Annotated in this window: 24 protein-coding genes; 6 read left to right on the top strand and 18 right to left on the bottom strand. The window is 69.6% G+C overall.

Annotation, left to right across the window (positions count from 1 at the left end):
• Positions 1-5: 5 nt before the first annotated feature.
• The 3 genes from AC3WRV_RS05040 to AC3WRV_RS05030 all read right to left on the bottom strand — a co-directional run bounded on the left by AC3WRV_RS05040 (position 6) and on the right by AC3WRV_RS05030 (position 3,385).
• Complete coding sequence (locus AC3WRV_RS05040) at positions 6-1,529, bottom strand: sensor histidine kinase (RefSeq protein ID WP_492312384.1); 1,524 nt, start codon at positions 1,527-1,529, stop codon at positions 6-8.
• An 83-nt stretch (positions 1,530-1,612) separates the two neighbouring features.
• On the bottom strand, positions 1,613-2,752 hold the full coding sequence (locus AC3WRV_RS05035) for a cell wall hydrolase (protein ID WP_492312383.1): 1,140 nt from the start codon (positions 2,750-2,752) through the stop codon (positions 1,613-1,615).
• Positions 2,753-2,905: 153 nt separating this feature from the next.
• On the bottom strand, positions 2,906-3,385 hold the full coding sequence (locus tag AC3WRV_RS05030; RefSeq protein WP_291832204.1) for a Dps family protein: 480 nt from the start codon (positions 3,383-3,385) through the stop codon (positions 2,906-2,908).
• A 186-nt stretch (positions 3,386-3,571) separates the two neighbouring features.
• Here AC3WRV_RS05030 and AC3WRV_RS05025 point away from each other — a divergent pair, with 186 nt between their 5' ends.
• Positions 3,572-7,213, top strand: coding sequence for a PAS domain S-box protein (locus AC3WRV_RS05025; protein WP_492312382.1), 3,642 nt, complete (start codon positions 3,572-3,574; stop codon positions 7,211-7,213).
• Between the two features lie 45 nt (positions 7,214-7,258).
• Here the strand turns inward: AC3WRV_RS05025 and AC3WRV_RS05020 are convergent, their stop codons facing one another.
• On the bottom strand, positions 7,259-7,621 hold the full coding sequence (locus AC3WRV_RS05020) for a DUF6481 family protein (protein WP_291832202.1): 363 nt from the start codon (positions 7,619-7,621) through the stop codon (positions 7,259-7,261).
• 148 nt (positions 7,622-7,769) lie between these two features.
• The gene (locus tag AC3WRV_RS05015; RefSeq protein WP_291832201.1) at positions 7,770-7,955 is read right to left on the bottom strand and encodes a hypothetical protein; all 186 of its coding nucleotides are present in this window, start codon (positions 7,953-7,955) and stop codon (positions 7,770-7,772) included.
• A gap of 489 nt (positions 7,956-8,444) precedes the next feature.
• Between AC3WRV_RS05015 and AC3WRV_RS05010 the strand changes: the two genes are divergently transcribed.
• Positions 8,445-9,476: a cell wall hydrolase gene (locus AC3WRV_RS05010; RefSeq protein WP_291832200.1), complete on the top strand. Its 1,032-nt coding sequence runs from the start codon at positions 8,445-8,447 to the stop codon at positions 9,474-9,476.
• Positions 9,477-9,479: 3 nt separating this feature from the next.
• Here the strand turns inward: AC3WRV_RS05010 and AC3WRV_RS05005 are convergent, their stop codons facing one another.
• From AC3WRV_RS05005 to ku, 13 genes are all read right to left on the bottom strand, one after another.
• Entirely contained in the window at positions 9,480-9,695 is a 216-nt protein-coding gene (locus tag AC3WRV_RS05005) for a hypothetical protein (RefSeq protein ID WP_291832199.1), read from the bottom strand.
• Between the two features lie 76 nt (positions 9,696-9,771).
• On the bottom strand, positions 9,772-10,617 hold the full coding sequence (nadC, locus tag AC3WRV_RS05000) for a carboxylating nicotinate-nucleotide diphosphorylase (protein WP_291832198.1): 846 nt from the start codon (positions 10,615-10,617) through the stop codon (positions 9,772-9,774).
• Positions 10,618-10,622: 5 nt separating this feature from the next.
• Positions 10,623-12,143, bottom strand: a complete 1,521-nt coding sequence (locus tag AC3WRV_RS04995; RefSeq protein ID WP_492312381.1) for an L-aspartate oxidase — start codon at positions 12,141-12,143, stop codon at positions 10,623-10,625.
• A complete protein-coding gene (locus AC3WRV_RS04990) occupies positions 12,140-12,991 on the bottom strand; it encodes a metalloprotease (protein WP_492312380.1) in 852 nt (283 codons plus the stop codon). Before AC3WRV_RS04990 ends, AC3WRV_RS04995 begins: the two co-directional genes overlap by 4 nt.
• Positions 12,992-13,106: 115 nt before the next feature.
• Entirely contained in the window at positions 13,107-13,289 is a 183-nt protein-coding gene (locus AC3WRV_RS04985; RefSeq protein ID WP_492312379.1) for a hypothetical protein, read from the bottom strand.
• A gap of 19 nt (positions 13,290-13,308) precedes the next feature.
• Positions 13,309-14,388 carry a quinolinate synthase NadA gene (gene nadA / locus AC3WRV_RS04980; protein ID WP_492312378.1) on the bottom strand — a complete coding sequence of 360 codons (1,080 nt, stop codon included), beginning with the start codon at positions 14,386-14,388 and terminating at the stop codon, positions 13,309-13,311.
• Between the two features lie 150 nt (positions 14,389-14,538).
• Positions 14,539-15,372, bottom strand: coding sequence for a hypothetical protein (locus AC3WRV_RS04975; RefSeq protein WP_492312377.1), 834 nt, complete (start codon positions 15,370-15,372; stop codon positions 14,539-14,541).
• Between the two features lie 52 nt (positions 15,373-15,424).
• Positions 15,425-15,949: a methylated-DNA--[protein]-cysteine S-methyltransferase gene (locus AC3WRV_RS04970; RefSeq protein ID WP_291832193.1), complete on the bottom strand. Its 525-nt coding sequence runs from the start codon at positions 15,947-15,949 to the stop codon at positions 15,425-15,427.
• Positions 15,930-17,033, bottom strand: coding sequence for a bifunctional transcriptional activator/DNA repair enzyme AdaA (locus AC3WRV_RS04965; RefSeq protein WP_492312376.1), 1,104 nt, complete (start codon positions 17,031-17,033; stop codon positions 15,930-15,932). Before AC3WRV_RS04965 ends, AC3WRV_RS04970 begins: the two co-directional genes overlap by 20 nt.
• A 231-nt stretch (positions 17,034-17,264) precedes the next feature.
• Positions 17,265-18,362: an HAAS signaling domain-containing protein gene (locus tag AC3WRV_RS04960; RefSeq protein WP_492312375.1), complete on the bottom strand. Its 1,098-nt coding sequence runs from the start codon at positions 18,360-18,362 to the stop codon at positions 17,265-17,267.
• A 26-nt stretch (positions 18,363-18,388) separates the two neighbouring features.
• Positions 18,389-18,718: a PadR family transcriptional regulator gene (locus tag AC3WRV_RS04955; protein WP_291832190.1), complete on the bottom strand. Its 330-nt coding sequence runs from the start codon at positions 18,716-18,718 to the stop codon at positions 18,389-18,391.
• 109 nt (positions 18,719-18,827) lie between these two features.
• Positions 18,828-19,523 (bottom strand): SDR family NAD(P)-dependent oxidoreductase, encoded by a 696-nt coding sequence (locus AC3WRV_RS04950; protein WP_492312374.1) that lies wholly within the window; start codon positions 19,521-19,523, stop codon positions 18,828-18,830.
• Positions 19,524-19,614: 91 nt separating this feature from the next.
• The gene (gene ku, locus AC3WRV_RS04945) at positions 19,615-20,490 is read right to left on the bottom strand and encodes a non-homologous end joining protein Ku (protein WP_492312373.1); all 876 of its coding nucleotides are present in this window, start codon (positions 20,488-20,490) and stop codon (positions 19,615-19,617) included.
• A gap of 134 nt (positions 20,491-20,624) precedes the next feature.
• Between ku and AC3WRV_RS04940 the strand changes: the two genes are divergently transcribed.
• The 4 genes from AC3WRV_RS04940 to AC3WRV_RS04925 are packed head-to-tail and all read left to right on the top strand — an operon-like array spanning position 20,625 to position 24,361.
• The gene (locus tag AC3WRV_RS04940) at positions 20,625-21,878 is read left to right on the top strand and encodes a GTP cyclohydrolase II (protein ID WP_492312372.1); all 1,254 of its coding nucleotides are present in this window, start codon (positions 20,625-20,627) and stop codon (positions 21,876-21,878) included.
• Positions 21,865-23,103 carry a URC4/urg3 family protein gene (locus AC3WRV_RS04935; RefSeq protein WP_492312371.1) on the top strand — a complete coding sequence of 413 codons (1,239 nt, stop codon included), beginning with the start codon at positions 21,865-21,867 and terminating at the stop codon, positions 23,101-23,103. Before AC3WRV_RS04940 ends, AC3WRV_RS04935 begins: the two co-directional genes overlap by 14 nt.
• A gap of 20 nt (positions 23,104-23,123) precedes the next feature.
• Positions 23,124-23,753 carry a uracil phosphoribosyltransferase gene (gene upp, locus AC3WRV_RS04930; RefSeq protein WP_492312721.1) on the top strand — a complete coding sequence of 210 codons (630 nt, stop codon included), beginning with the start codon at positions 23,124-23,126 and terminating at the stop codon, positions 23,751-23,753.
• Positions 23,753-24,361 carry a hypothetical protein gene (locus AC3WRV_RS04925; RefSeq protein WP_492312370.1) on the top strand — a complete coding sequence of 203 codons (609 nt, stop codon included), beginning with the start codon at positions 23,753-23,755 and terminating at the stop codon, positions 24,359-24,361. Before upp ends, AC3WRV_RS04925 begins: the two co-directional genes overlap by 1 nt.
• The last annotated feature ends 15 nt before the right edge of the window (positions 24,362-24,376 follow it).

The following is a 24,376-nucleotide window of genomic DNA, read 5'->3' as shown; positions in this document are numbered from 1 at the left end:
GTCCGTTACCGGACATCCAGAGCCGCCCTTCGACGAGACAGGGCCGTTGCGGGAAGATCCGCGACCACACACAGGCCGTCCGCCGCCCAGTCCCGGTCCAGCCGCCCGCCCAGCTGTCCCTCGACGGACAGGGTGGCCAACGAAGAGCCGAAGCCTGAATGTTTTGGAGGTCCCGCGACCGGCGGCCCGCCGTGCTCGCGCCAGGTCAGGATGAAACGCGCACCCTCATTCCGTGTCTCAAGCTCGACATGGCCGCCCTCGACCGACAGGGCGCCATACTTGGCGGCGTTTGTCGCCAGCTCATGGAAAAGCAGAGCCACGGAAGTCGCGGCCTGGTCGTCGAAGGTGGCGTCGTCGCCGCTCAGCAGGACCCGCGCGGCTTCGTCCGATCCGGCGTAGGCCTTGAACAGGTCGGCGAGGAAGGCGTGCAGGGTCATCGTTCCCACGGTGGGCCGGGAGGTCTCGGTATGGGGCCGCACGAACTCATGGGCGCGGGCCAGCGCGTTGATCCGCGTCCGCAGCGCCGTGGCGAAGGCCTTGGCCTCGGGGAACCGCCGCGCCGACAGGGCGATCAGGGCCGAAACGACGGCGAAGATGTTCTTGATGCGATGGCTCAGCTCCTGGCTGAGCAGCTCCTTGGACTGCTCCATCCGCTTCAGGTCGTCGATGTCCGTGCAGGTGCCGAACCAGCGCACTATCTCGCCGCTCTCGTCGCGGATCGGCATGGCCCGGCCCAGGGTCCAGCGATAGACGCCCGAGCGATGCCTCAGCCGGTACTCGATCTCATAGGGTTCGCCCGTCGTCAGCGACTGGCGCCAACGGGCCCAGGCCCGCTCCTGATCGTCGGGGTGGAAGATGTCGTTCCACCCCTCGCCGTCGGTCGAGCCCTCCGGCACACCGGTGAACTCGTACCAACGGGCGTTGTAATAGTCGTGGAAGCCGTCCGGCAGGGTCGACCAGACCATCTGCGGCATGGAATCCGCGACCGCCTGGAACTGGGATTCGGATTGCTGCCGCTGGCGTAGCGCCCGGCGCAGTTCCAGCTGGGCCATGACCTGGGCGGCGAGCACCTCCAGCGCCTCAAGCTGCAGGGCCGTCGGCCCCTCGTGCCGGACCCGGGTGTCGAGAACGCACAGGGTGCCGATCGGCAGTCCTTCGGCGGATTTCAGCAATTGGCCCGCGTAGAACCGCAGGCCGCTTTCGCCCGTCACCAGCGGGTTGCAGGCGAACCGCTCGTCGGCAGTGGCGTCCGGAACGATCATCCGGTCCTGCTCGAGAAGGGCGTGGGCGCAGAAGGAGGTGGCCAGCGGCGTTTCCCGGACGCCCAGCCCCACCTCGGCCTTGAACCACTGCCGCTCCTCGTCGATCAGATTGACCACCGCGATCGGCGCATCGAAGACCCGGGCGATCAGGGTCACGATCCCGTCGAATGCCGGTTCACGCTCGGTATCGAGAACATCGAAGGCGCGAAGCGCCGCCAGACGGTCGGCTTCGGTCCAGACGGGCGATGGATCGGAAGGAGCTGACAAGCGAACCTCTGACGGCGCGCGCACGGCGCACGGCTCATATCAATGCGATTGGCGGCTCAGCGTTGCAATGACGACCGAGATCATCAGGACGAGGGACGACCGACTTCCTCGACATCCATGGGCGTCACGCCGGGCGCGGGGGGTGTGGGCGCAGCCGCGGCGGGAGCTGGGGTCTCGAACGCGGCCAGCCGCTGGTTGATGACGGCGATGTCCTGCGCCGTGGCCTGGCGACGACCGCCCAGCGAGGTGACGCCCACCACACGGGTCTGGCCGTTGATCTCGACCGTGCGCATGGCGCTTTGACCATTGGCGGCGGCCAGGGTCAGGGCGGCGTCCGCCTCGGCCACGGTGGTCGCGTCGGGAATCTGGATGCGGGGCTTCGAGAAGCGCGCCTCATCGATCAGCGGCTCACGCCCGGCATAGGCCTGACGGAAGGCCGCCGGTTCGCCGTAGACGCCCTTCCAGCGATAGAAGATGTGCGCCCCGATCTGGGTCAGCTTGTTCAGCGTCGGGGCCCACCAGGGGTGGACGTAGTCGGCGTGATAGTGGGTCGCCGTGCCGACCCTGGTCGAGACGTAGCCGGCCAGCGCCCGGTCCGCGACCTTGCGCGCCCGCTCCCAGGCCCAGGCCACCGGGGCCTGCCCCAGAGCGCCGTCGCAGGTGAAGCTGAACTGGCAGCCGGTGGTCCGCTCGGCGCCCTCGAAGACGACGCCGCAGACGGTGTTGGCGTAGTTGGGGTCGCGCACGCGGTTCAGGATTACCTGGGCGACGCCCTCCTGGCCCTCGGTCGGTTCCAGCGCCGCCTCGTAATAGATCGCCTGCGTCAGGCAGCGTTGGGCGCGGCGGCGATCTTCAGCCGTGGCGGGACGGAAGATGAAGGGCTGGGCGGCGCGCAACAGCCCCGACGTCGTCGGCGTGGCGGCGTTGAGGCGCATGGCGTCCAGGCCGGTCTCGCCGAAGTCCAGCGTCGGCTTGCCCGCCAGCGTCAGGCTCTCCCACCCCGGGGTCAGGCCGTAGAGGGCCGCGCGGCGCAGCGAGGGATCGAACCGCTCGGCCAGGGCCAGCTGCGACGGCGTCATTCGCCCGGCGATGGCGCTTAGCCCCTTGTCGGACAGATCGCCGCCGGTCAGCTGGCGCACCGCTTCGACACGCCGGTCGATTTCGGGACGGGGGGTCGAGGACGCCGCCATGGCCACACCGAAAACGGCCAGCACAACGGGCACGGCCGGCCCCAGCCGTCGCGCCGCCTTCACTGCCGAGGTCAGGGTCGTCCTGTTCAGCGTCCGTCTCCAAAGCGTCCGATCACGGGACCGGAGCAAGGTTCATGCCCACGAAGGGCGGCGCTTTTCGGGCGGAAAAGCGCCGTTCGACCAGCCTTACCGGCCGCCCAGGGTCGAGCGCAGCATCCAGGCGAACTTCTCATGCGCCGCCAGACGCTGGGTCAGCAGGTCGGCCGAGGCCTCGTCGCCCGCGGCGTCGGCCACCTCGAACGCCTTGCGGGTCGTGGCGATCAGGGTGTCGTGGTCGCCCAGAAGTTCCTTGAGCATCGGGCCGGCTTCCTTCTCGGGATCGCCGTCCTTGATCGAGGTCAGGTTGCCGAAGCCGGAGAAGCTCTGCGGGGCCAGCACGCCCAGGGCGCGGATGCGCTCGGCGATGTCGTCCAGCGCGGCCCAGATGTCGCGGTACTGCTGTTCCAGCAGATTGTGATAGCCGAAAAACTCCGGCCCGCGGACATTCCAGTGATAGCCGTGCGTCTTGAGATAAACCGCGAAGCTGTCGGCCAGAACCTTGGTCAGTTCCGTCGCGACGTCATTGCGTTCGGTTTTGCTCAGGCCGGTGTCGATGGTCACGGTCATGGGGAGATCCTGCTCAGAAAGGCTGTAAGGTCGGCGATACAATTAGGCGCCCGGACGGCCGCGGCCAAGTCCGACCATAGGGGTCCTTGATGACACAATGAGATATATAGGGCGTTCGGGAACGCCCTTGGCGAGAAAGCGTTGCAGTCTGTCGCGCTGATCGACAGCGCGCAGGGATGAAACGGCTTGGGGGCGGACAGGTTCTTCAGACAACTCGCGCTGGCCCAGCCGGGGCGCCCCGGTCAGGCGATCCTGACCGGCCTGCTGTGCGGCGCCGCGGGACTGGCTGTCCGCGCGATGCTGCAACCCCTGTTCGGCGGCGCCAGCGGCCTGACCGTGCTTCTGCCGGCCGTCCTCATCGCCGCCCTCTGGGGCGGCCGGTTCGCTGGCTACGCCGCCATCATCGTCAGCATCGTCGGCGCGGTCGCCCTGACCCAGCTGGCCGGCGGCCTGATCGCGTTCAATGCGACCAGTCTGGCGGTCGGCGTGGCCAGCTTCATCTTCGCGGGTCTGTTCGGCACGGTGCTGGGCGCCTCGCTGCGCTCCACCCTGCGCGATCTGGACGACACCGTCAGCCGCCTGCGCGCCTCTGACAGCCTGGTCGACGAAACCACGTCCGAACTGCGCGCCATGGTCGAGCAGGCGTCCGCCGGCATCGCCCGCGTCGGACTCAACGGCGAGATTGTCAGCAGCAACGCCCGCTTCGCCGAGATTCTCGGCCTGAGGCCTGACCAGGCCGTCGGGATCACCACCGGCGACGTGACCCACCCCGACGACATCGCCCTGACCAGGAGCGCGCTCGACGCGGCCCGCGCGGGCGGCGACGGCACGATCGAGAAACGCTACCTACGGCCGGACGGCTCGACTGTCTGGGCCCTGACCAGCCTGCGCGCCCTGACCTCCCCCGCGGCCGAGCCGATGGGCTTCATCGCCGTGGTCGTCGACATCACCGCCGCCAAGGCCGCCGAGGCCGCGCTGCGGGAAAGCGAGAGCCGCTTCCGCCTGATGGCGGACACCGCGCCCTCGCCGGTGTGGATGACCAACGCCCACGCCGAAGTCGAATTCGTCAACAAGGCGCTGGTCGAGTTCTACGGCCGCCCCGCCGAGCACATTCTGGGCTCGGTCTGGCGCCAGAGCGTCCATCCGGACGACGTGGCCGAGATGACCGCCGTCATGGAGGTCGCCCGGCCGGGCCATCATCCCTACGGCTTCGAGGCGCGCTTCCTTCGCTTCGACAACGACTGGCGCTGGATGCGGATCGCGGTCAATCCACGCTTCGACGCCGCCGGCGCCTTCCTGGGCTACGTCGGCATGTCGTTCGACATCACCGAAACCCGCAACGCCATGCAGGCGCTTGAGGCCCAAGAACGCCGCCAGAGCTTCCTGCTATCCCTGACCGACCGCCTGCGCGACCTGACCACGCCCGACGACATCATGGCCGAAGTCGAACGCTCGCTGGGCGACGAACTCGGGGCCGACCGCGTCGGCTATGGCGAAGTCGATCAGGAGCGGGGTCTGGTGTCGATGAGCCGGGACTGGACCACCGGGGCGGTCAGCGCCCAGGGCCAATTCAGCCTCGGGGAACTCGGCGCCGACCTGATCAGCGACCTGGCCGAGGGTCGGCTGATCCGCATCGCCGACGTGCGCAAGGACAAGCGGACGCGCGGCGCGCTCCAGGCGTTCGAGCGGCTGGGCACCCGCGCCCTCATGCGCGCGCCTCTGCATCGCGGCGGGCGCCTGCGGGCCTTCCTCTACGTCCATAACTCGACGGTCCGGGAATGGACCGACGCCGAGGCCAACCTGCTGCAGGAGGTCGGGCGCCGCACCTGGACGGAGATTGAACGCGCCCGCGCCGAGGGCGCCGTACGCGAGAGCGAGGAACGCTTCCGCGCCATCGCCGACACCGCCCCGGTGCTGATCTGGGTCACGGGCGCCGACCGGGTGCGCGAGTTCGTGAACCAGGCCTATGTCGCCTACAACGGCGGCTCCTACGAGGAGGCTCGGCTGGCCGACTGGCGCGCCGTGATCCACGTCGACGACCATGAACGGATCATCCAGGACTCCATAGCGGGCGAGGCCACCGGCCAGCCCTTCTCGATGGAGGCCCGCTACCTGCGCCATGACGGCGAGTACCGCTGGCTGAAGTCCTTCTCGCGCCCGCGGCTGGACGCCGACGGCGAGGTCATCGGCTTCGTGGGCGTCGCCTTCGACGTCACCGACATCCGCGAGGCTCAGGCCCGACTGACGGAGTCCGAGACCCGCTTCCGCACCGTCGCCGACAGCGCCCCGGCCCAGATGTGGATGACCGACGAGACCGGCGCCGTCGTGTTCGCCAACAGGCGCTACCGCACCTTCTTCGGCGTCCGCCGTGACGAGGACCTGCAGGCCAACTGGGCCGCCACGATGTCGGCCAACGGACTGGAGGCCTTCCATTCCGGCTTCCTGACCGCCCTGGCGCAGCGCGACCGGTATGAAGGGATCATGGAGATCGTCCACCCGCAGATGGGCCGTCGCTGGCTGCGCTGCGAGGGCATCCCCCGCTTCGACGGCGCCGGCCATTTCCAGGGCTACGTCGGCGCCAACATCGACATCACCGAGGCTCGGCAGGCCGAGGAAGACCTCAAGCGCATCAACGAACTGCTGGAGGAGCGCGTCAGCGAAGCCATGGCCGAGAAGGCCAAGGCGGAGGCGGACCTGATGCACGCCCAGCGCATGGAGGCCGTCGGCCGCCTGACCGGCGGGGTGGCGCACGACTTCAACAACCTGCTGACCGTGGTCATCGGCGCGCTGGACATGATGCTGCGCTCGCCCACCGACCTGGCCCGCCAGAAGAAGCTCGGCGAGGCCGCCCTGGCCGCCGCCCGCCGCGGCGAAGGCCTGACCCACCAACTCCTGGCCTTCTCACGCCGTCAGGCCCTGCGGCCCGAATCTCTGGACCTCAACGGCCTGATCCGCGAGAGCGAGCCCCTGCTGCGCCGCGCCGTGGGCGAGGCCGTCGAGTTCAAGCTGAAACTCCGTCGCGGCGGGGCGCGGGTGAACGTCGACCCGTCCCAGTTCGAGGCGGCCCTTCTCAATCTGGTCGTCAACGCCCGCGACGCCGTGGGCGACAAGGGCGGCCGCATCACCGTTCAGACGCAGAGCTGCAAGGTCCGTGGGGGCGAGGTGCCGGAGCTGCCGGCGGGCGACTATGTCTGCGTGACCGTGTCGGACAACGGCTCGGGCATCGACCCGGAGGTGATCAGCCGCGTGTTCGAGCCCTTCTTCACCACCAAGGCCATCGGCAAGGGCACCGGCCTGGGCCTGAGCCAGGTCTACGGCTTCGCGCGGCAGTCGGGCGGCGGCGTGCGCATCGCCTCCACGCCGGGCCGGGGCTCCGAAATCCGTCTCTACCTGCCGCCGCTGGACCGGCTGAGCGAGCTGGAGACCGTCGAACGCGGGATATCGCCCTATCCGCAGGTCGCGACCCGCCGCATCCTGCTGGTCGAGGACGATCCGGGCGTGGCCGCCATCGCGCTGGATCTGCTGACAGCCATGGGCATGGACGTGGCGACCGCCGACACCGGCCCGCGCGCGCTGGAGATGCTGCAGGTCGAAGGCTTCGACCTGATGCTCAGCGACATCGCCATGCCCGGCGGCATGACGGGGATCGAGCTGGCGCGCGAGTGTGCGAAGAAGTGGCCGGACATGCGGATCGTCCTGACCTCGGGCTATGCCGGCGAGGATGTGGACGAGGCCCTATCGGACGCGCCGTGGCCGTTCCTGCGCAAGCCCTATTCAGGCGCGCAACTGGCCGACATTCTGGGGCAGGTTCCCGCCCGAGCGGAGTGACGCCCGCGACCGCCTGACGGGCGACCGCGGGTGTTCGTCAACAGATCAGCGCGAGCGCGCCTTGCGGGCGGCGTAGCGGGCGTCGCGCGCGGCTTTCTGCTCTTCCTTGGTGAGCTGCTTGCGCTCCTTGCGGGCGGCGCGCTTCTCGGCGTCGACAGCTTCCTGGGCCGCCATCTGCGCGGCCAGACGCGCGGCGTCCTTCTCGGCCTTCTCGCGGCGTTGCTCGGCCTTGGCCAGCTCGTGCTGCTGACGCAGGGCTTCCTTTTCGGCGGCGCGCTTGGCGGCGAGCTTCTCGAATTCAGGGTCGGGGGCGGCGGCCTTCGGCTTGAACTTGGCGAGCAGGGCCTTCTTGGCCTCTTGCTGGGCGGTCAGGCGATCGGTGAAGCCGGTTTGTTTCAGATCTCTCATGCGTGGAGTCGTCGTATCCTTGATCGATTGTCAGATGCGCGTACGCCGGAGCGAGCGTGGCTCAGCCCCGGGCGGGTCCGCTAACCCCATATGGGCGCGAAAAGCAAGGTTGCGAGGGCGGATGAACACATCCGCCCCGCTCAGTGTGTCACTTGGGGCGCTCTGCGTGACCCACGGCAGCGCCCGCCGCGCCGCCGACCGCGGCGCCGACCGGACCGGCCACGACGGCGCCGGCGACCGCGCCCGTGGCGGCCTTCTGTTCAATGGTGTGCCCACAGGCGGCGGCTCCCGCGGCGAGGGCGGCGACGGCAAATACGGTGGCGATACGGCGCATGATGGTTCTCCTGTTCGGTTCATCAAACGTCAGCGTCGCCGTGAGGGTTCCACGCTGTAACCGGAAGTCGCACGCCATCCCGACCCACCGCGCGATAACAGACCAACCCCATAGGAAAGACTAAGACTGACAACGCGCCCGGGCCAAAAGGTTGAGATAGCGAAGACAAATACAGTAGAAGCCACATTAACTGGCCCCATGTAGTCTGAGTTAACCCCCTTTAACCGACAGACTTCACTGCGGACATCGCGCGATGTTGCGCCGCACCCAATTCTTGCGAATCAACCACATTGGCGCCACAAACGGCTGGCTTAAGGCGCGTCCTTCGATTTCCGCTCATTCGCCGAACATCGAAACTGCTGCAGCCGGTCCGCGATCCTCGCATCGCCCGGCGGCGAGACTACCCGGGGGCGGCACTGCGCCCTGCCGAACAGGACCGAGCCTTTGTCGAAACCGTCTCAGACGCGCGCGAACCCGACTGCTGAACACGTGGCCCGCATCCGGCCCGGTACGGCGGCGGCGATGTTCGGCGCTCTGGTGGGATTGGCTGTGGGCGGCGCCTATCTTGGCGGCGCGGCGGCCAAGGCTTCGACTGTGCAGGCCCAGGCTGAACGTATCGACGGCGCGACCTCCGCCGGCTTCACCGAGGAAGCCCTCGCCGCAGCGGCCGGCGGCCTGGACGAAAGCGCGCTGACCATCGCGCGCCGTCACGACCCCTATACCGTCGCCGGCCCGACCCAGCGCGACCGCCAGGCCGAACTGCTGACCGCCCGTCTGGAACAGCTGCGCGGGAACGCCCCGCTGCGCGCCGACGGCCTGCGTCAGGTCAATCTCTCGGCCCCCATCGCGGCCCAGCCCTTCCGCCTCGGCGGGGCCCTTGAAGCCTCGCGCGATCTCGATTGCCTGACCCAGGCCGCCTATTACGAAGCCCGCGGCGAAGGCCGCGACGGCATGCGCGCCGTGGCTCAGGTGGTTCTGAACCGCGTTCGCCACCCCGCCTTCCCCAAGACCGTTTGCGGCGTCGTCTTCCAGGGCGCGGGCCGTCAGACCGGCTGCCAGTTCAGCTTCACCTGCGACGGCTCGATGCGCGGCCGCGTCAACCGGGGCGCCTGGGACCAGGCCCGCGCCATCGCCTCCGCCGCCCTGTCCGGCTCGGTGTTCGGCAGCGTCGGCAACGCCACCCATTTCCACACCACCGGCGTCGCGCCGCAGTGGCGCAATTCCCTGATCCGCGTGACCCAGGTCGGCGACCACCTGTTCTACCGCTTCGGCGGCCGTTCGGGCGCCAGCGGGGCCTTCTCCTACGCCGCACGCCGCTCGACCGCCGCCGACGCCGCGCCGCAGCTGATCCAGGCCAGCCTTGATCCGACCGGCCCGGCGCGTGACGTGGGCGCCGTCGCCTACAACCTGCTGATCGCCCAGGAAGGCCGCGCCGCGCCGCAGGCCGAAACGCCTGCGCCGGCCGCTCCGGCGGTCACCGCCGCCCCGGCGCCTGAAGCCCCGGCCACGCCCGCCGCCTGATCCTCAGCGCTCCTGCACCTTCCAGTGGGTGGTCAGGTTCTGACGCAGGTTGCCGAACCGGCCCTGCTCATCGAGATTCACATCCGCATCGCCCGGCTGGCCCGACTGGGCGCCGGTCTCGAGGTCGCGACGGTCGGCCTGTTTGGCGTCGTCCAGCGGCTTTCCGCCCCGGTCAGCGAAACTCCGCTGTTCCTTGGGAATCCTGGGGGCGTGGGTCATCTGAAGTCTCCTTCCGTATCGGGAAGAAAACCGTCCTGCGCCCGGGTCGTTCCGTAGCGAGGTTCGCCGGATGGCCTCAAACCGCGTCCAGACCAATATCCAGCGACGGCGCGGAGTGGGTCAGGGCGCCGACCGAAATCACGTCCACGCCGGTCTCGGCGATGGCGCGCACGGTCTCCAGATTGACCCCGCCCGAGGCCTCCAGCGTCACCCGCCCGGCCGTCCGCGTCACGGCCTCGCGCAGCATCGGCAGTGTGAAGTTGTCCAGCATGATCACGTCAGGGCGTTCAGCCAAGGCTTCGTCCAGCTGGTCCAGCCCGTCGACCTCGACCTCCACCTTCATCAGATGGCCCGCCGCCGCCTTGGCCCGCCGCACGGCCTCGCCGACCCCGCCGCAGACGGCCACGTGGTTGTCCTTGATCAGGATCGCGTCATCCAGTCCGAAGCGATGATTCAGCCCGCCGCCGCACAGCACGGCGTGCTTCTCCAGCGCGCGCAGGCCCGGCGTCGTCTTGCGGGTGTCGGCGATGCGCGCCTTTGTCCCGGAAACGGCATCGACATAGGCGTGCGTCAGGGTGGCGATGCCGCACAGCCGCCCCAGCAGATTCAGCGCCGTCCGCTCGGCCGACAGGAAGGCGCGGGCGTCGGCCTCGACCTCGGCCAGCACCGCGCCGGCCTCGAAGGCCTCGCCGTCGCGTAGTTTCAGCTCGACCGACGCCTTGGGGTCCATGGCCAGCACGGCCAGCCGCACGCAGTCGATTCCGGCCAGCACCCCGGGCTTGCGCGCCGCGAAGACCGCCCGCATCCGCGCGTCTTCGGGAATGCAGGCCTTCGCCGTCACATCGCCCGCCCGGCCCAGATCCTCAGCCAGGGCCAGTCGCACCACGGGCTCGATCAGCAGGTCAGGCAGGGTCGGGATCATGGGATTCACTCGGCGGCCAGAACGGCGGCGGGGGCCACGACAGGCGCGCGGCTCAGGCGGGTATGGCGCGCATCGGCGTCCGTGTCGGGATAGTCGGACCGGTAGTGGCCGCCGCGGCTCTCGCGCCGCTCCAGCGCGGCCCCGGCGATCAGGCGGGCGGCGATGACCGGCAGGGCGCCCCGCGCCTCCTGCTCCAGTCGCTCCATCAGGGCCAGGGCCCGCGTCAGCCCGGCGGCGTCGCGCACCACGCCGACATTGTCGCTCATGGCCACACGCAGGGCCGTCAGGGCTTCAGGCGCCAGGTCGGGCGCGACGACGGCTTTCACGACCCTTCCCTCCCCGCCCGCTTCCGCGCCGGCGGCCCGACCCGTGCGCCGTCCGAAGGCGGCGGCCTCAAGCAGGGAGTTGGAGGCCAGCCGGTTGGCCCCGTGCACGCCCGTCGCCGCGCACTCGCCCACGGCGAACAGGCCCGGCAGGCTGGTGCGCCCGTCCAGTCCGGCGGCGATCCCGCCCATGTGGTAGTGGGCGCCCGGCGCGACCGGGATCGGCGTCTCACGCGGGTCCAGCCCCGCATGCATGCAGGCGGCGAAGACGGCCGGAAACTCGTTGGGGAAATGCGCCCCCACCGCCGCGCGGGCGTCCAGATAGGCGCCGCGCCCCTCGGCCCGAGCCTGATGCACGGCGCGGGCGACGATATCGCGGGCCTTCAGGTCGGCGTCGGGCGCATCGCCCAGCAGGAAGTCGCCGTGGGCGTCGATCAGCCGGGCGCCCTCGCCGCGCAGGGCCTCGGTGGCCAGGGGCATGGGATCCACGCCCACGTCGATCGCGGTCGGGTGGAACTGCACGAACTCGGGATCGAGGATCTCGGCGCCCGCCAGCCAGGCCAGCGCCATGCCTTCGCCGAGCAGGGCCGCCGGGGTGGTGGTGCGGGCGTAGAGGCCGCCGGCCCCGCCGGTCGCCAGCACCACCGCCGGGGCCAGCACCTCGACGAGGCGCCCGTCGCGCTCGATCAAGGCCCCGCGCACGCCGCCCGTGGCGTCCTGCACCAGGGCGCGCAGCCGTCCGTTCTCCCACACCTCGATATGCGGCGCGGCGCGCACAGAGGCGACCAGCGCCGACAGGATGGCCCGTCCCGCGCCGTCGCCGCCGACCCGGGCCACTCGAGCCTTCGAGTGCGCGGCCTCCAGGCTGACCGCGAAACCGCCGTCGGCGTCTCGGTCGAAAGGCGCGCCCAGCGCGGCCAGCCATTCGACCGTCTGTCGTCCATCATCCGTCAGGGCGCGAACCGCCTCCGGATCGACCAGCCCCGCCCCCGCCGAGGCGGTGTCGGCGGCGTGCAGCGCGGGCTGGTCTTCCGCCGACAGGGCCGCCGCGACCCCGCCCTGGGCCCAGGCCGAGGAACAGGCCTGCAGCAGAGGCGCCGGCGTCACCACCAGCGTCGGGCGCGGCCCGGCCTCCAGCGCGGCAGACAGGCCCGCCAGCCCGCCGCCGATGATCAGCGGCCCGTCATGACGGATGCGGTTCAACGGCCGAACTCGAATACGCGCGCGCCGTGGGTCAGGCTTTCGGTCAGCGTCTCCACCCCGGGCGCCAGGGCGGCCACGCCCACGCCGACGCAGGCGACGGTGGTCAGCACGAACAGGCCGGTGGACTTGGCGGCCTCGCCCCAGCTCAGGCGACGCCCTTCAGGCCTCCAGGCGCCTCGGCGCAGGTGGCTGAACAGCGCCAGCGCCAGGAAGCCCGCAAACAGCCAGCTGCCGTTCGACACGCCCCACAGGACGGCCAGCGCGCCGACGGCCAGCAGGGCGACCTTCTCCAGCATGGGGTGGATGCGGGCCAGCACCGGACCCAGCGCCTTGGAACCATCCAGCGGCGGCGCGGGGGCCAGATTGATCAGGTTGATGAAGGCGATGGCGAACACCCCCTGCAGCCAGACCACCTGCCCGCTCCACAGATACAGGCCATAGAAGGGGATGGCCGCCAGCAGGCCGAACGCCGGTCCCGCCAGCGACACCAGCACCCCGTGCCATTCGCTGACCGGCAGCCGCTGACCCTTGGCCAGCCCGCCGAGGAAGGGCACGATGTAGATGCGCGCGGGCCCCATGCCGAGACGGTTCATCGCCAGCACATGCCCATACTCGTGGACCAGCAGGCCGAACAGCACGGCCGCCACGATCACAACACTCCCGGACCAGTAGTAGATCAGCCCGCCCAGCAGCAGGGTCGAGATCAAGGCCCAGACCGGATGCTGGCCCTTGTCCAGCGGCGCCTCGGCCCCGCGCGCGGGATCGACGGTCGGAGTGACGGGCGCCCGGCCGTCTTCGGGGCGGGGGTCCCAGGGACCGGGACGGCGGGGGGTGTCGATGTCGCTCATCCCTGCGACGTGGCCTTTTCCGCCCTCAGCCACAAGGCCAGTACGGCGAGAAGCCGCAGGGTCTTCCGGTCGACGCCGGCGACGACGCGGACGGGCGGAACATAGTGCATGGATCTCAGTCCAGGTTGTAGGCGCGCGCCTCGGCGGGATTGGCCTTCGCCAGTGCGGCGCGCGACAGGTTCTTGGGCACGCCGCGGCGCGCCAGGATTTCATAGACGCGGCGCAGATCGCTGACCGGCTTGAAGGCGATCCAGCGGTTCCGATCGCGCCAGATCAGGATGAGATAGCCAAACGGCATGCGCCAAACTCGAACCACGTCAGATCAACTCCACTGCCACATGATGCCGCGCCTTGATCAGGTCATAGCGCGCCGGGATGGCGGGCGGCGGCAGATCGACCATACGCTGCACGGCCAGCCGCGCCCGCTCGATCATCTCTTCCGGCACCATCACCTCGAACTGCATGTTCAACAGGCAGTCGCGAGTGTTTTCCAGCGTAATCCGCTTCATGTGCGGGCACAGATTGCACGGACCGATGAATTGCACGCCCGGCACGTCGCCCGCGACGTTCGACGCCATGCTGCATTCGGTGATCAGCACCACCTGTTTCGGACGGCGCGCCTCGACATAGTCGACCATCGCCGCGGTCGATCCGGCGAAGTCCGACGCGGCCAGAACGTCCTCCGGGCATTCCGGGTGCGCCAGGATCTCGGCGCCCGGATAGGCGGCCCGCATGTCGGAGATATCCTGGGCGGTGAAGCGCTCATGCACCTCGCAGCGGCCCTTCCAGGCGATGATCCCCACCGTGGTCTGGGCCGCCACGTTGCGCGCCAGGTATTCGTCGGGGATCAGGATGACGCGGTCGACGCCCCATTCCTTCGCCGCCCACTCCACCACCTGCACGGCGTTGGCGCTGGTGCAGCAGATATCGGTCTCGGCCTTCACGTCCGCGGTCGTGTTCACATAGGTGACCACCGGCAGGCCGGGGTAACGCTGCTTGATCAGGCGCACGTCCGCGCCCGTGATCGAGGCGGCCAGGCTGCAGCCCGCGCGCAGGTCGGGGATGAGCACCGTCTTTTCCGGGCTGAGGATCTTCGAGGTCTCGGCCATGAAGTGCACGCCCGCCTGGACGATCACCTTCGCCTTCGACCGGGCGGCCTCCTTGGCCAGCCCCAGGCTGTCGCCGACATAGTCGCCGACGCCGTGGAAGATCTCGGGCGTCATGTAGTTGTGTGCCAGGATCACCGCGTCGCGCTCGCGCTTCAGCTGGTTGATCTCGTGGATCAGCGCCGCCTGCGCCGGCCATTCCAGCGGCGTCACATGATCCTTGATCTTGGCCCACACCGGCGCGGTCTCCCGCTCCAGGTCCTTCGACAGCCCGAACATGCCGTCCGCCATCCCATCCACCCTTTTGCTCCAAATGAGCAAATCAGAGTTCCTAAGAACGGCGGCCCGGCTCATCGGCCCGCCGCCGACTTATGCTCACTTTCAGCATAAGCGGGGACAATCTAGGCCGATGGCCGGGGATTGCAAGCCCGAAGGGGCTCCTCAGTGAGCGGTGGTGATGTAGTCGATGATCGTGATCCGCCCGCCGATCACGTTCATGACCTTGCCCTCGCTGTCGGCGGCGGTCGATCCGTTGACGGCATAGACTTCCTTACCCTCGAGATACCGGATCCCGTCCCGGACAATGCGCTCCCGGGCGCTGGCAGGATGTACGGCCCGGCAGTCCCGCAGGTGCAGATCGCGGACGATACAGCTGACGCCGTACTCGGCGGGCGGCAGCTGCGGGGGACCCGCGGGAGCCTCCGGGCGGGGGGTCGGCGCCCGGGGCGCGCCTCGAGCGGATCGCGCACGCGGACGGGCGGGCGTATCGTCCGGATCGACCATGCTGACCTGGGTCGCCTCCGGGAGCAGATCGCGATCGTCCTCGGTCGCCCATCCACAGGCCGTGAGCACGCGATCAAGGTTGGCGGACTGCGTCGGCAGGTCGAACGACGCGCGGAATGCTGGCGATTCCGTGCGAAGGGCGTACAGCCCGCCGCCCCGCATGAATCGCACGGTGGCTCCCGACGACGCGGACCGGTAAGCGCCGGGCGCGCCGGCCGGCAGCCAGGCCTGCGAGACGGCGCGACCGTCGGCGCGCGTGGCCTGCACCTGAATCGGCCCAGGCGTCACCGGCATGCCTGCCAGAACCACGGTCAAGCCGCCTTGCCGGCACTGCACCACGATCATCTGGCCCGCGTCATACCGCGCCGCCGCGATCGAGAGTTGCCGCGCCGGATCTTCCTGGAATTCCCAGTCATCGTCCTGCGCGACCGCGGCCGACGCAAATCCCAGCCCGGCCATCATGGCCAGACCCAAACAAAGTTCCGTCTTCATCTTAAAAACCCCAAACAGCCCGCGCGCAGTGACACGCAGACTCAGGGTCTCGTCAAGCGGTCCTGACGCCCTCATGGGCCAGCAGCCAGCGCTTGCGCTCAAGCCCGCCCGCATAGCCGGTCAGGGTCCCGTTCGCGCCGATCACCCGGTGGCACGGCACGATCACGGCGATCGGATTCTGGCCGTTGGCCAGCCCCGCCGCCCGCACCGCCTTCGGAGACCCGATCGCCGCCGCCAGCTGGCCGTAGCTGCGCGTTTCGCCCGCCGGGATGGAGCGCAACGCCGCCCAGACCGCCTTCTGGAAGTCGGTGCCGCCGGTCTTCACCGGCAGGGCGTCCAGCGCCTGCACGTCCCCGCTGAAATAGGCCTCGACCGCCCGTCTCACGCCCTCCGGCGCCCGCCCCTCGGCCAGGGCCGCGTTGGGACTGTGCCGTCCCAGCAGGCGGTGCATCCGGTCCTCGTATCCGGCGAAGTCCAACGCCCGCACCGCGCCCTCGGGCCCGGTCACCAGCAGGACGTCGCCGACAGGCGTCGCCACCCGGTCCAGCGTCAGGGTTTCAGGCTGCACGTTTCGCATCGTCGTTCTCCGTCACATCCGCGCCGCTGATCTCGGCCATCGCCAGGTGCAGCGCTCCATAGGCCCGCCACGGTCGCCAGCGTTCGGCGCGCGCGGTCAGGCGTTCGTCTTCCAGTCGGTCATTCGGCGGATCGGCGCCCTCGTCCATCCACAGACCGGGCAGCCGCAACCCCGGCCGCGCCGCGACCAGCGGCTGCAGCAGGGCGTCAGCGGACAGGTCACGGGCGATGGCGTCCGGATCCGCCGACAGGTCGAACACCCGCCGCACCCGCGCCAGCACGCCCGGCATCGCCTTCAGCTCGGCCGTCTCGACACAGACCGAGACCCGGCCCGCCGCGCCCGGCTCGACCGAGACCGAACCCTCGGCGCCGTCGATCTCACGGGTCAGGACGCGCGACCATCTGCGGCCCTCGACCGTGTCGCCCCGCCCGGCCAGCGCCGCCAGCATCGCGTCCCAGTCATAGGGCGGGCGGTAAGGCAGGCTCAGCACCACCCCGCCCTCGTGCGCCCGCTCGCCGCGGCGCCGCAGCGCCGAGGGCGGCCGCTCATACAGGGCCTGAAAGGTCTCGTTGAAGCGCCGCACGCTGCCGAAGCCGGAGGCCAGCGCCACCTGCGCCATCGACAGGTCCGTCTGGTGGATCAGCGCCTTGGCCAGCAGCACCCGGCGGGTCTGCGCCACGCTGACCGGCGCCGCGCCCAGATGCTGGCGGAAGAGGCGGCGCAGGTGCCGCTCGCCGACCCCCAGCCGGCCGGCCAGTCCGTCTACGTCGCCTTCGTCCAGGGCGCCCGCCTCGATCAGGGCCAGCGCCCGACTCACCGTATTGGAGGTCCCGCGCCAGGCGCCCATGTCCGGCGCCGTCTCGGGCCGGCAGCGCAGGCAGGCGCGGAAACCCGCCTCCTCGGCCGCGGCCGCCGTGACCACGAAGATCATGTTCTCGCGTTTCGGGGTCCGCGCCGGACAGACCGGGCGGCAGTAGATGCCCGTGGTCTTCACACAGCCGAAGAACCGCCCGTCGAACCGCGCGTCGCGCGTCAGCACGGCGCGGTAGCAGGCCTCCTGATCAAGCTCGCTCGCGTTTTCCATGACCGGAAAGATAGGCCCGCCGCTCCGCAAACGCTCGCGGTTTTCGGACATGGGTGTGGGCGGCGGGTGCACAGTCGGCCGCCAAGGAGCCCAGCCAGTGGTGAGTGGCTAGTGATTAGTGGATGGCGGCTGCGACGCCGGTGCTGGGTCATTGTGAGCCCCCGCCCGCGACATCGAACCACTAGTCACTAACCACTAATCACTTTCCACCCCAGTTTATCCGGGCGCCGCTCAGACCTTCGGCAGCCGCTCGTCATAGCCGGTGACCAGGCGGAAGGCCGAGCGGGCCACCTTCACCACCGCGCTGGCGAAGCCGAAGGCGATGCACAGCATCAGGACGGTCGACAGCGGCCACCAGCCTTCCTGAATGGTGTTGGTGACCCGCGACATGAAGGCCTCGACGGTCGGGACGAACACCACCTTCGACAGGGGCGAGTACAGCCACAGCCAGCCAAACAGCGCGCCTTCCGCCAGGCCGAAGCCGATGTCGCCCAGGGCCGTGAACCGCACCCCGTCGGGCCGCGCCACCCGCATCACGTCGAAGACGACGCGCGCCAGCCCGAAGGCGATCACCGGCCAGTACAGCAGCGTATGGATCTGGCTCAGCATCCGGCCGTAGTCGACGCCGCCCACCACCGCGCCCAGGGTCTCGGGCGTCGTGTGCGTCAGCGGCAGCCAGCCGATCCACCACAGCAGGACCACGCTCCAGCCCACCGCGCTGCCCACGGCCCGCGCCATCGGGGAGGCACGACGACTCTTGCGCGGCGTCTTCAGCGTCCAGTCGCCCTCGCTCAGGCCGCGCGAGACGGCCTCGGCGTTCAGCCCGCCGCCGAACTCGAACAGGCCCAGGTCCTTGACCCGCCATTCGCGCAGGAAGCTGGGCTTCTCCTTCTGCCGCTCGATGATGAAGCCGCCGAGGGTGGCGAAACCGATCAGCATGATCGCGCCGTTGAAGATGCTGTGGAACGCCTGGCCGATGGCCCGGCCGACTTCCTCGTCGCCGATCAGGATGCGCACCAGCGCCCCGATCGCGGTGATCGCCACGATGGCGATCAGGCCGGCGCGCACGCCGAACATCCACCAGGGATAGAGCTCCGGCCCCACCACGTGTTGCGGCCCCGAGCCGTAGCGCGCCGCCACCGACAGCGGATGGCCGACATCGCGCAGGATTTCTTCCTGTTCGGCCTCGGTCAGGGGACGGCCCAGGGCCTCCTCCTTCTCCTCGAAGCGGCTCAGGATCATGTCGCGCAACTCGGCGACGATATCGGCCCGCTGGTCTTGCGGCAGCTGGGCGGCGACAGCGTTCAGATAGCGATCAATCAGGTCCATCAGACTTTCCCCTCGTCCCTGGAATTTCAAAGAATCTTGTCGAGCGAGGCGTTGATGCCCCGCCATTCGTCGGTGAGCGCGGCGAGCATCGAGACGCCCCCCGGCGACAGGCGGTAGAAGCGCTTCTTGCGCTTCTCCTCCTCGCGCCATTCGCTCTCCAGCAGGCCCTGGCTCTCCAGCCGGCGCAGCAGCGGATAGAGGGTCGATTCCTCCATCTCGAGCCCGTCGGCGGCCAGCGCCTGGCGCAGGGTGTAGCCGTACCGCTCGGTCCTGAGGCAGGCGAGCACCGCCAGCACCAGCGACCCGCGGCGCAACTCCAGCCGCATGCTTTCAAAAAGGTCCGGATCGGCGTCCATGCCGTCCCTCCTGTTGCGTCACATAGTGTGTGACACACAGTGTATGCGGCATACTGTATGAGGGAGTCAAGCGGGCGGCTCGATCAGCCTCCCGGCCTTGTCGCCTCGTCTATTCAGGTATCCGGACGCCGTCCCAGGCGAACACGCCGCCGCTGTCGGCCGGCCGCAGTCCGTCGATGACATCCAGCAGATAGCCGGCGGACTGAGCGGGACTGAACAGCTTGCCCGGCTTCACCCCACGCTGGAACGGCGCGCTCAGGGCGGTGTCGACCGTGCCCGGATGCAGGCCCGCCACCACCGCCTGCGGATGGGTGCGGGCCATCTCGATCGCCAGATTACGCAGCATCATGTTCAGCGCCGCCTTCGACGCCCGATAGCTGTGCCAACCGCCGAGCCGGTTATCGCCGATCGATCCGACCCGCGCGGAAAGGACCGCGAACACCGAGCGCCCCTCGCGGGGCAGCAGCGGCAGGAAATGTTTGGCGACCAAGGCGGGTCCGATCGTGTTGATCCGGTAGTCCCGAGCCATGTGGACAGGGTCAATCGCGCGGTAGCTTCGCTCGGGCTCAAACCCGCCATGCAGGACGCCTGACGCAACCAGCACCAGACCCGGGTGACCCCCGCCGTCTATCCCTGTGGCCGCCGCCGCGATCGACGCCTCGTCTTCCAGATCCAGTCCGGTCGCCCGCGACAGTGCGTGGACGCGGCCGAAGCGCTCTGTGCCGTTGAGCGCTGTCACCAGTGCGGCCCCCAGACCGCCCGATGCGCCGACCACGACCGCCGAGGGAGCTGGGATGTCCGTCATGACCCGATCAGGGCCTGACGGGCCCGCGCGGTCAAGCGCATCGCGCGGGAACGGGCGTTGAAACGCCCCCAACTGCCGCTCGCTGATCGCCCTACGCCGCCTTGGTCTTGGCCGCAGGCTTCTTCGCCGCGCTCTTTTTCGCGGGCGCCCTGGCCTTCGCCGCCACCTTCTTTGCCCCGCCCGTCGCCGACCCCTTCAAACTGTTCCTCAACGCCGCCATCAGGTCGATGACGTTGGTGTCGTCGGGCTCGGGCGCCGCGACGAGGGCCTTCTTGCCGCCCTTCTGCTTGGCCTTGATCAGGGCCTTCAGGGCGTCGTCGTAACGGTCCTTGAATTCAGAGGGATCGAAGTCCGCCTGCTTCTGGTCGATGATGCGGGTGGCGATCTCGACCATGTCCTTGTCGGCCTTCACCGCCGGGATGTCGTCGAAGAAGTCGCCCGCGTCGCGCACCTCGTCATGGGGCCGCAGGGACCAGGCCACCAGCCCCTTGCCCCGCACTTCCAGCGCGATCTGCCGCTCGCGATTGCGCAGAACCAGCGTGCCGATGGCGATCTTGCCCGCCGCCTTCATGGCGTCGCGAATGACGGCGAAGGCTTCGGCGCCCACGCCCTTCTCGGGCACGACATAGAAGGGATCGTCCCAGTACAGCCGGTCGATGTCGTCCTCGTCGACGAACTGGCCGATGTCGATGGTGCGGGTGCTTTCCAGCTTCACCTTCTCGAAGTCGGCGTCGTCCATCAGGACGTACTCGTCCTTGGACACCTCAAAGCCCTTCACCAGGTCGGCGCGTTCCACCGGCTCGCCCGTGCCGGAATCGACCGGCGCCATGCGGATGCGGTTGTTGGTGTCCGGGTTGATCAGGTGGAAGCTGACATGCCCGGCGCTCGACGTCGCCGTGTACAGTGCGACCGGGCAGGTCACGAGCGACAGCTTCAGATGTCCCTGCCAGGTGGGGCGGGCCGCCATGATGAACTCCCTTGATGCCTGCTGAAAACGCCGGTCGCCGGGACTCGTTCAACCCACTGGACAGCACGTCTGATCGGGTGTGTCCTGATGAGTCCGGCGCAAGAAAAACAACAAGCCGGATCGAGCGAGGAAACATGTCCAACCGACCGAGCCACATCCGGCTCAACTCCCACCCTGGTGCGGGAACCGTCAGCCGCTTCCCCCTGAACTGGGGCGCGCCGACCGCGCGGGAACGCGGCCCCGTCATCGGCACCGTCAATTCGGGTAGCGACCGCAACGCCATCGGCGCCCACGGCGGCGCCTATTCGGTCTATCGCGCCCTGGCCGTGTCGTCGGGCGCCATGAGCGCCAACAACCGGCCCGACCTGACCAACACCTCGCCGACCACCCCCATGGGGCCGTTCCCGCAGTGGACCGACGGCGGCAAGATCGTCTCACTGGACCCCTGGGGCGCCCGCGTCGCCGAGGACTTCGCCGCCGAGATCCAGGATGGCGTCGACATCCGCCCGACCATCGCCGTGACCCGCGCCCGGCTCCAGCTGAGCGAGATCAACGAAGCCATCGCCGCCGGCCGGATCAAGGTCGACGGGACCGTGGTGCACGACACCGGCGACGTGGCCGTCACCAAGGCCGCCATTGACCCGGTCTGGTATCTGCCGGGCATCGCCGAACGCTTCGGCGTCACCGAAACCGCCCTGCGCCGCACCCTGTTCGAACAGACCGGCGGCATGTACGCCGACCTGGTCACCCGTCCCGACATCAAGGTCTTCCTGCCCCCCATCGGCGGCATCACCCTGTACATCTTCGGCGATCCGGCCGCGATCGCCGACCCGGCGCGGCGCCTGACCTGCCGCGTCCATGACGAGTGCAACGGTTCGGACGTCTTCGGCTCCGACATCTGCACCTGCCGCCCCTATCTGACCCACGGCATCGAGGAATGCGTGCACGAGGCCCAGAACGGCGGCGCGGGCCTGATCGTCTACAATCGCAAGGAAGGCCGGGCGCTGGGCGAGGTCACGAAATTCCTCGTCTACAACGCCCGCAAGCGCCAGCCGGGCGGCGACCAGGCGGCCACCTATTTCGAGCGCACCGAATGCGTCGCCGGCGTCCAGGACGCCCGCTTCCAGCAGCTGATGCCGGACATCCTGCACTGGCTTGGGATCACGAAGATCGACCGCTTCGTCTCCATGTCGAACATGAAGCACGACGCCCTCACCGGCTCGGGCATCGAGATCGGGGAGCGCGTGCCGATCCCAGACTACCTGATCCCGCCCGACGCCTCCGTCGAGATGGAGGCCAAGAAGGCGGCCGGCTACTTCACCCCCGAAGGCGCCAAGTCCGCCGACGAGCTGACCCGCGTGGTGGGCCGCGATCTTGAGCAGTTCTGACGCCGGGCAGGCGCGCAGCCTGCTGACCCCCGCCGCCGTCCGCGAGCGGGCCCATGAGATGCTGGCGATCGGTGTCGCCGACGGCCTTGAGCACTGGCGTGTCGATCTGGACCGGCTGCCCGAGACGGCGAAGTACGTCGCCGCGATCATCCGCGACCAGTATCCGACCCTGGCCGTGCCCTTCCACGCCCGCTGGCGGCATTTCGCCATCCAGGGCCAGGACTTCTGGGGGCCGGTCGCGGACTCTCGCGCCTGGCCGGACGCCGCAAATCGGGCGCGGACCGAGTTCGACCTGGCCATCGTCTCGGTGCTGCTGGACGCCGGCTCGGGACCCGGTTGGGCCTATCGCGACGCCCGCACCGGCGTGACCCTGACCCGCTCCGAGGGCCTCGCCATCGCCTCCCTGCGGATGTTCGAGGCGGGGGTCTTCTCGATCACCGAGCGCGACCCCTGGCGGGTCGACGCCCAGGCCCTGGCCGCCCTGACCACCGAGGCGCTGGCGGAGGGCTTCCAGGTCTCGGACGCCAATCCCCTGGCCGGGCTGGAGGGCCGGGCAGCCCTGCTGCGGCGGCTGGGCGACCAGTGCCTGAAGCGGCCCGACCTGTTCGCCACGGCCGACACGCCCCGCCCCGGCGGCCTGGCCGATGTCCTGATCGCCCAGGCGACCGACGGCGCCCTGCCCGCCCCGGCCATCCTCGAACTGCTGCTCGAAGCCTTTGGCCCGGTCTGGCAGGACCGGCTGACGCTGGGCGGCGTCGATCTGGGCGACTGCTGGCGGCACCCCGCGATGAAGCGCGACGACGCCACCGATGGTCTCGTGCCGATCCACAAGCTGTCCCAGTGGCTCAGCTATTCGCTGGTCGAACCGCTGCAGACCGCGGGCCTCAAGGTGGTCGATCTGGACGGCCTGACCGGGCTGGCGGAGTACCGCAACGGCGGCCTGTTCACCGACCTGGGCGTGCTGACGCTCAAGGACCCGGCGGACGCGGACAAGGCCTGGCCGGTGTCCGACCCGCTGGTGGTCGGCTGGCGCGCCATGACCGTAGCCCTGCTGGACAAGATCGCGCCTTTGGTGCGCGCCGAACTGGGCGTCAGCGCCGAGGCCATGCGGCTGGCCAGCGTACTGGAGGGCGGGACCTGGGCCGCCGGACGCCGCGCCGCCGCCGAACGCCGACCGGGCGGCGGACCGCCCCTGACCATCCTCTCCGACGGGACCGTCTTCTGATGCCGAAAGCCGCCTTCAAGATGGACGGGGTCACCATCGTCGGTCACCCGCTGGTCGCCCACAAACTGTCGATCATGCGTTCGAAGGACACCTCGACAGCGCGGTTCCGGGCCCTGCTGCGGGAGATCTCGACCCTGCTCTGCTACGAGGTCACGCGCGACCTGCCGCTGGAGGACTATCCGGTCGAGACCCCGGTCGGGCCCACCACCGGCTCCCGCATCGAGGGCAAGAAGCTGGTCTTCGTGCCCATCCTGCGCGCCGGCCTGGGGCTGGTCGAGGGAATGCTGGACCTGGTCCCCTCCGCCCGCGTCGGCCATGTCGGCCTGTACCGCGAGCCCGAGACCCTGGACGCGGTGGAGTACTATTTCCGCGCCCCGGAGGACGTCGGCGACCGCCTGTGCATCGTCATCGACCCCATGCTGGCCACGGCCAATACGGCGGTCGCGGCCATCGAACGGCTGAAGGAGCGCGGCGTCACCAATCTGCGCTTCGTCTGCCTGGTCGCCTCGCCCGAGGGGCTGGAGCGGCTACGCGGCTGGCACCCGGATGTGCCCGTCTGGGTCGCCGCCGTGGACGAGAAGCTGAACGACCACGGCTACATCGTGCCGGGCCTGGGCGACGCCGGCGACCGGCTGTTCGGGACGCGGTGATGCGGCGCGCCATCGCCCTGACCAGCCTGATCGGGATGCTCGCCGCGAGCGTCCCGGGTTCCGTCGCGGCCGCGCCCGAAGACGCGATCCGCGCCGCTCGGGTCACCCCCCATCGCAGGGAGGGACTGCTCTTCGGGTGCGAGTTGAACATCCTCGTCCTGCGCCGGGCGGGGCCGGAGCAACCCCCGACCCAGGCCTTCGCGGGATCCGCGATGGTGCTGAATCACATGAGCGGAGAACAGGCCGCCGTGCTGCGTCTCGGCATCTCCGGACCGGACAGGCGACTGCAGCCCCTGGCTCACGGCGTCCTGGTCGGAGACGGCGCGGAGACCTCGCACGAGTTCATCCGGCGCGAGGAGTCCGACGGCACGGGGGTCGAGATGTTCGTCTACCGGATGGGCCCGCAGACCTCGGCCTTCTTCAGCGGCCTGGCGGATCTCGGGATCGCCGAAGTCGCCTACCAATCCAGCCCGGGCGCCGCGCTGGAACGCTTCCGGATCGATGTCAGCGGTCGACCGGAACTGCTCGCCGAATGGCGAGGCTGTCTCTCCGACCTGGCGAACAGTCCGGCCCCGGGATCACCCGCCCAGGAGCGAAACCCGAGTTGAGCCGGACCACGTCCA

It is taken from the genome of Brevundimonas sp. EU05-FHT14B11 (assembly GCF_058790835.1).
This window is presented reverse-complemented; position numbering and strand designations above follow the sequence as displayed.

Excerpts from the sequence above, each read along its gene's own strand:
- AC3WRV_RS04925 (WP_492312370.1), top strand. The coding sequence starts at position 23,753 with ATGCGGCGCGCCATCGCCCTGACCAGCCTGATCGGGATGCTCGCCGCG.
- AC3WRV_RS05030 (WP_291832204.1), bottom strand. The coding sequence starts at position 3,385 with ATGACCGTGACCATCGACACCGGCCTGAGCAAAACCGAACGCAATGAC.
- AC3WRV_RS04940 (WP_492312372.1), top strand. The coding sequence starts at position 20,625 with ATGTCCAACCGACCGAGCCACATCCGGCTCAACTCCCACCCTGGTGCG.
- ku (WP_492312373.1), bottom strand. The coding sequence starts at position 20,490 with ATGGCGGCCCGCCCCACCTGGCAGGGACATCTGAAGCTGTCGCTCGTG.
- nadA (WP_492312378.1), bottom strand. The coding sequence starts at position 14,388 with ATGGCGGACGGCATGTTCGGGCTGTCGAAGGACCTGGAGCGGGAGACC.
- AC3WRV_RS04955 (WP_291832190.1), bottom strand. The coding sequence starts at position 18,718 with ATGGACGCCGATCCGGACCTTTTTGAAAGCATGCGGCTGGAGTTGCGC.
- upp (WP_492312721.1), top strand. The coding sequence starts at position 23,124 with ATGGACGGGGTCACCATCGTCGGTCACCCGCTGGTCGCCCACAAACTG.
- AC3WRV_RS05005 (WP_291832199.1), bottom strand. The coding sequence starts at position 9,695 with ATGACCCACGCCCCCAGGATTCCCAAGGAACAGCGGAGTTTCGCTGAC.
- AC3WRV_RS04990 (WP_492312380.1), bottom strand. The coding sequence starts at position 12,991 with ATGAGCGACATCGACACCCCCCGCCGTCCCGGTCCCTGGGACCCCCGC.
- nadC (WP_291832198.1), bottom strand. The coding sequence starts at position 10,617 with ATGATCCCGACCCTGCCTGACCTGCTGATCGAGCCCGTGGTGCGACTG.
- AC3WRV_RS04965 (WP_492312376.1), bottom strand. The coding sequence starts at position 17,033 with ATGGAAAACGCGAGCGAGCTTGATCAGGAGGCCTGCTACCGCGCCGTG.
- AC3WRV_RS04950 (WP_492312374.1), bottom strand. The coding sequence starts at position 19,523 with ATGACGGACATCCCAGCTCCCTCGGCGGTCGTGGTCGGCGCATCGGGC.
- AC3WRV_RS04975 (WP_492312377.1), bottom strand. The coding sequence starts at position 15,372 with ATGAAGACGGAACTTTGTTTGGGTCTGGCCATGATGGCCGGGCTGGGA.
- AC3WRV_RS05020 (WP_291832202.1), bottom strand. The coding sequence starts at position 7,621 with ATGAGAGATCTGAAACAAACCGGCTTCACCGATCGCCTGACCGCCCAG.
- AC3WRV_RS05015 (WP_291832201.1), bottom strand. The coding sequence starts at position 7,955 with ATGCGCCGTATCGCCACCGTATTTGCCGTCGCCGCCCTCGCCGCGGGA.
- AC3WRV_RS04970 (WP_291832193.1), bottom strand. The coding sequence starts at position 15,949 with ATGCGAAACGTGCAGCCTGAAACCCTGACGCTGGACCGGGTGGCGACG.
- AC3WRV_RS04960 (WP_492312375.1), bottom strand. The coding sequence starts at position 18,362 with ATGGACCTGATTGATCGCTATCTGAACGCTGTCGCCGCCCAGCTGCCG.
- AC3WRV_RS04985 (WP_492312379.1), bottom strand. The coding sequence starts at position 13,289 with ATGCCGTTTGGCTATCTCATCCTGATCTGGCGCGATCGGAACCGCTGG.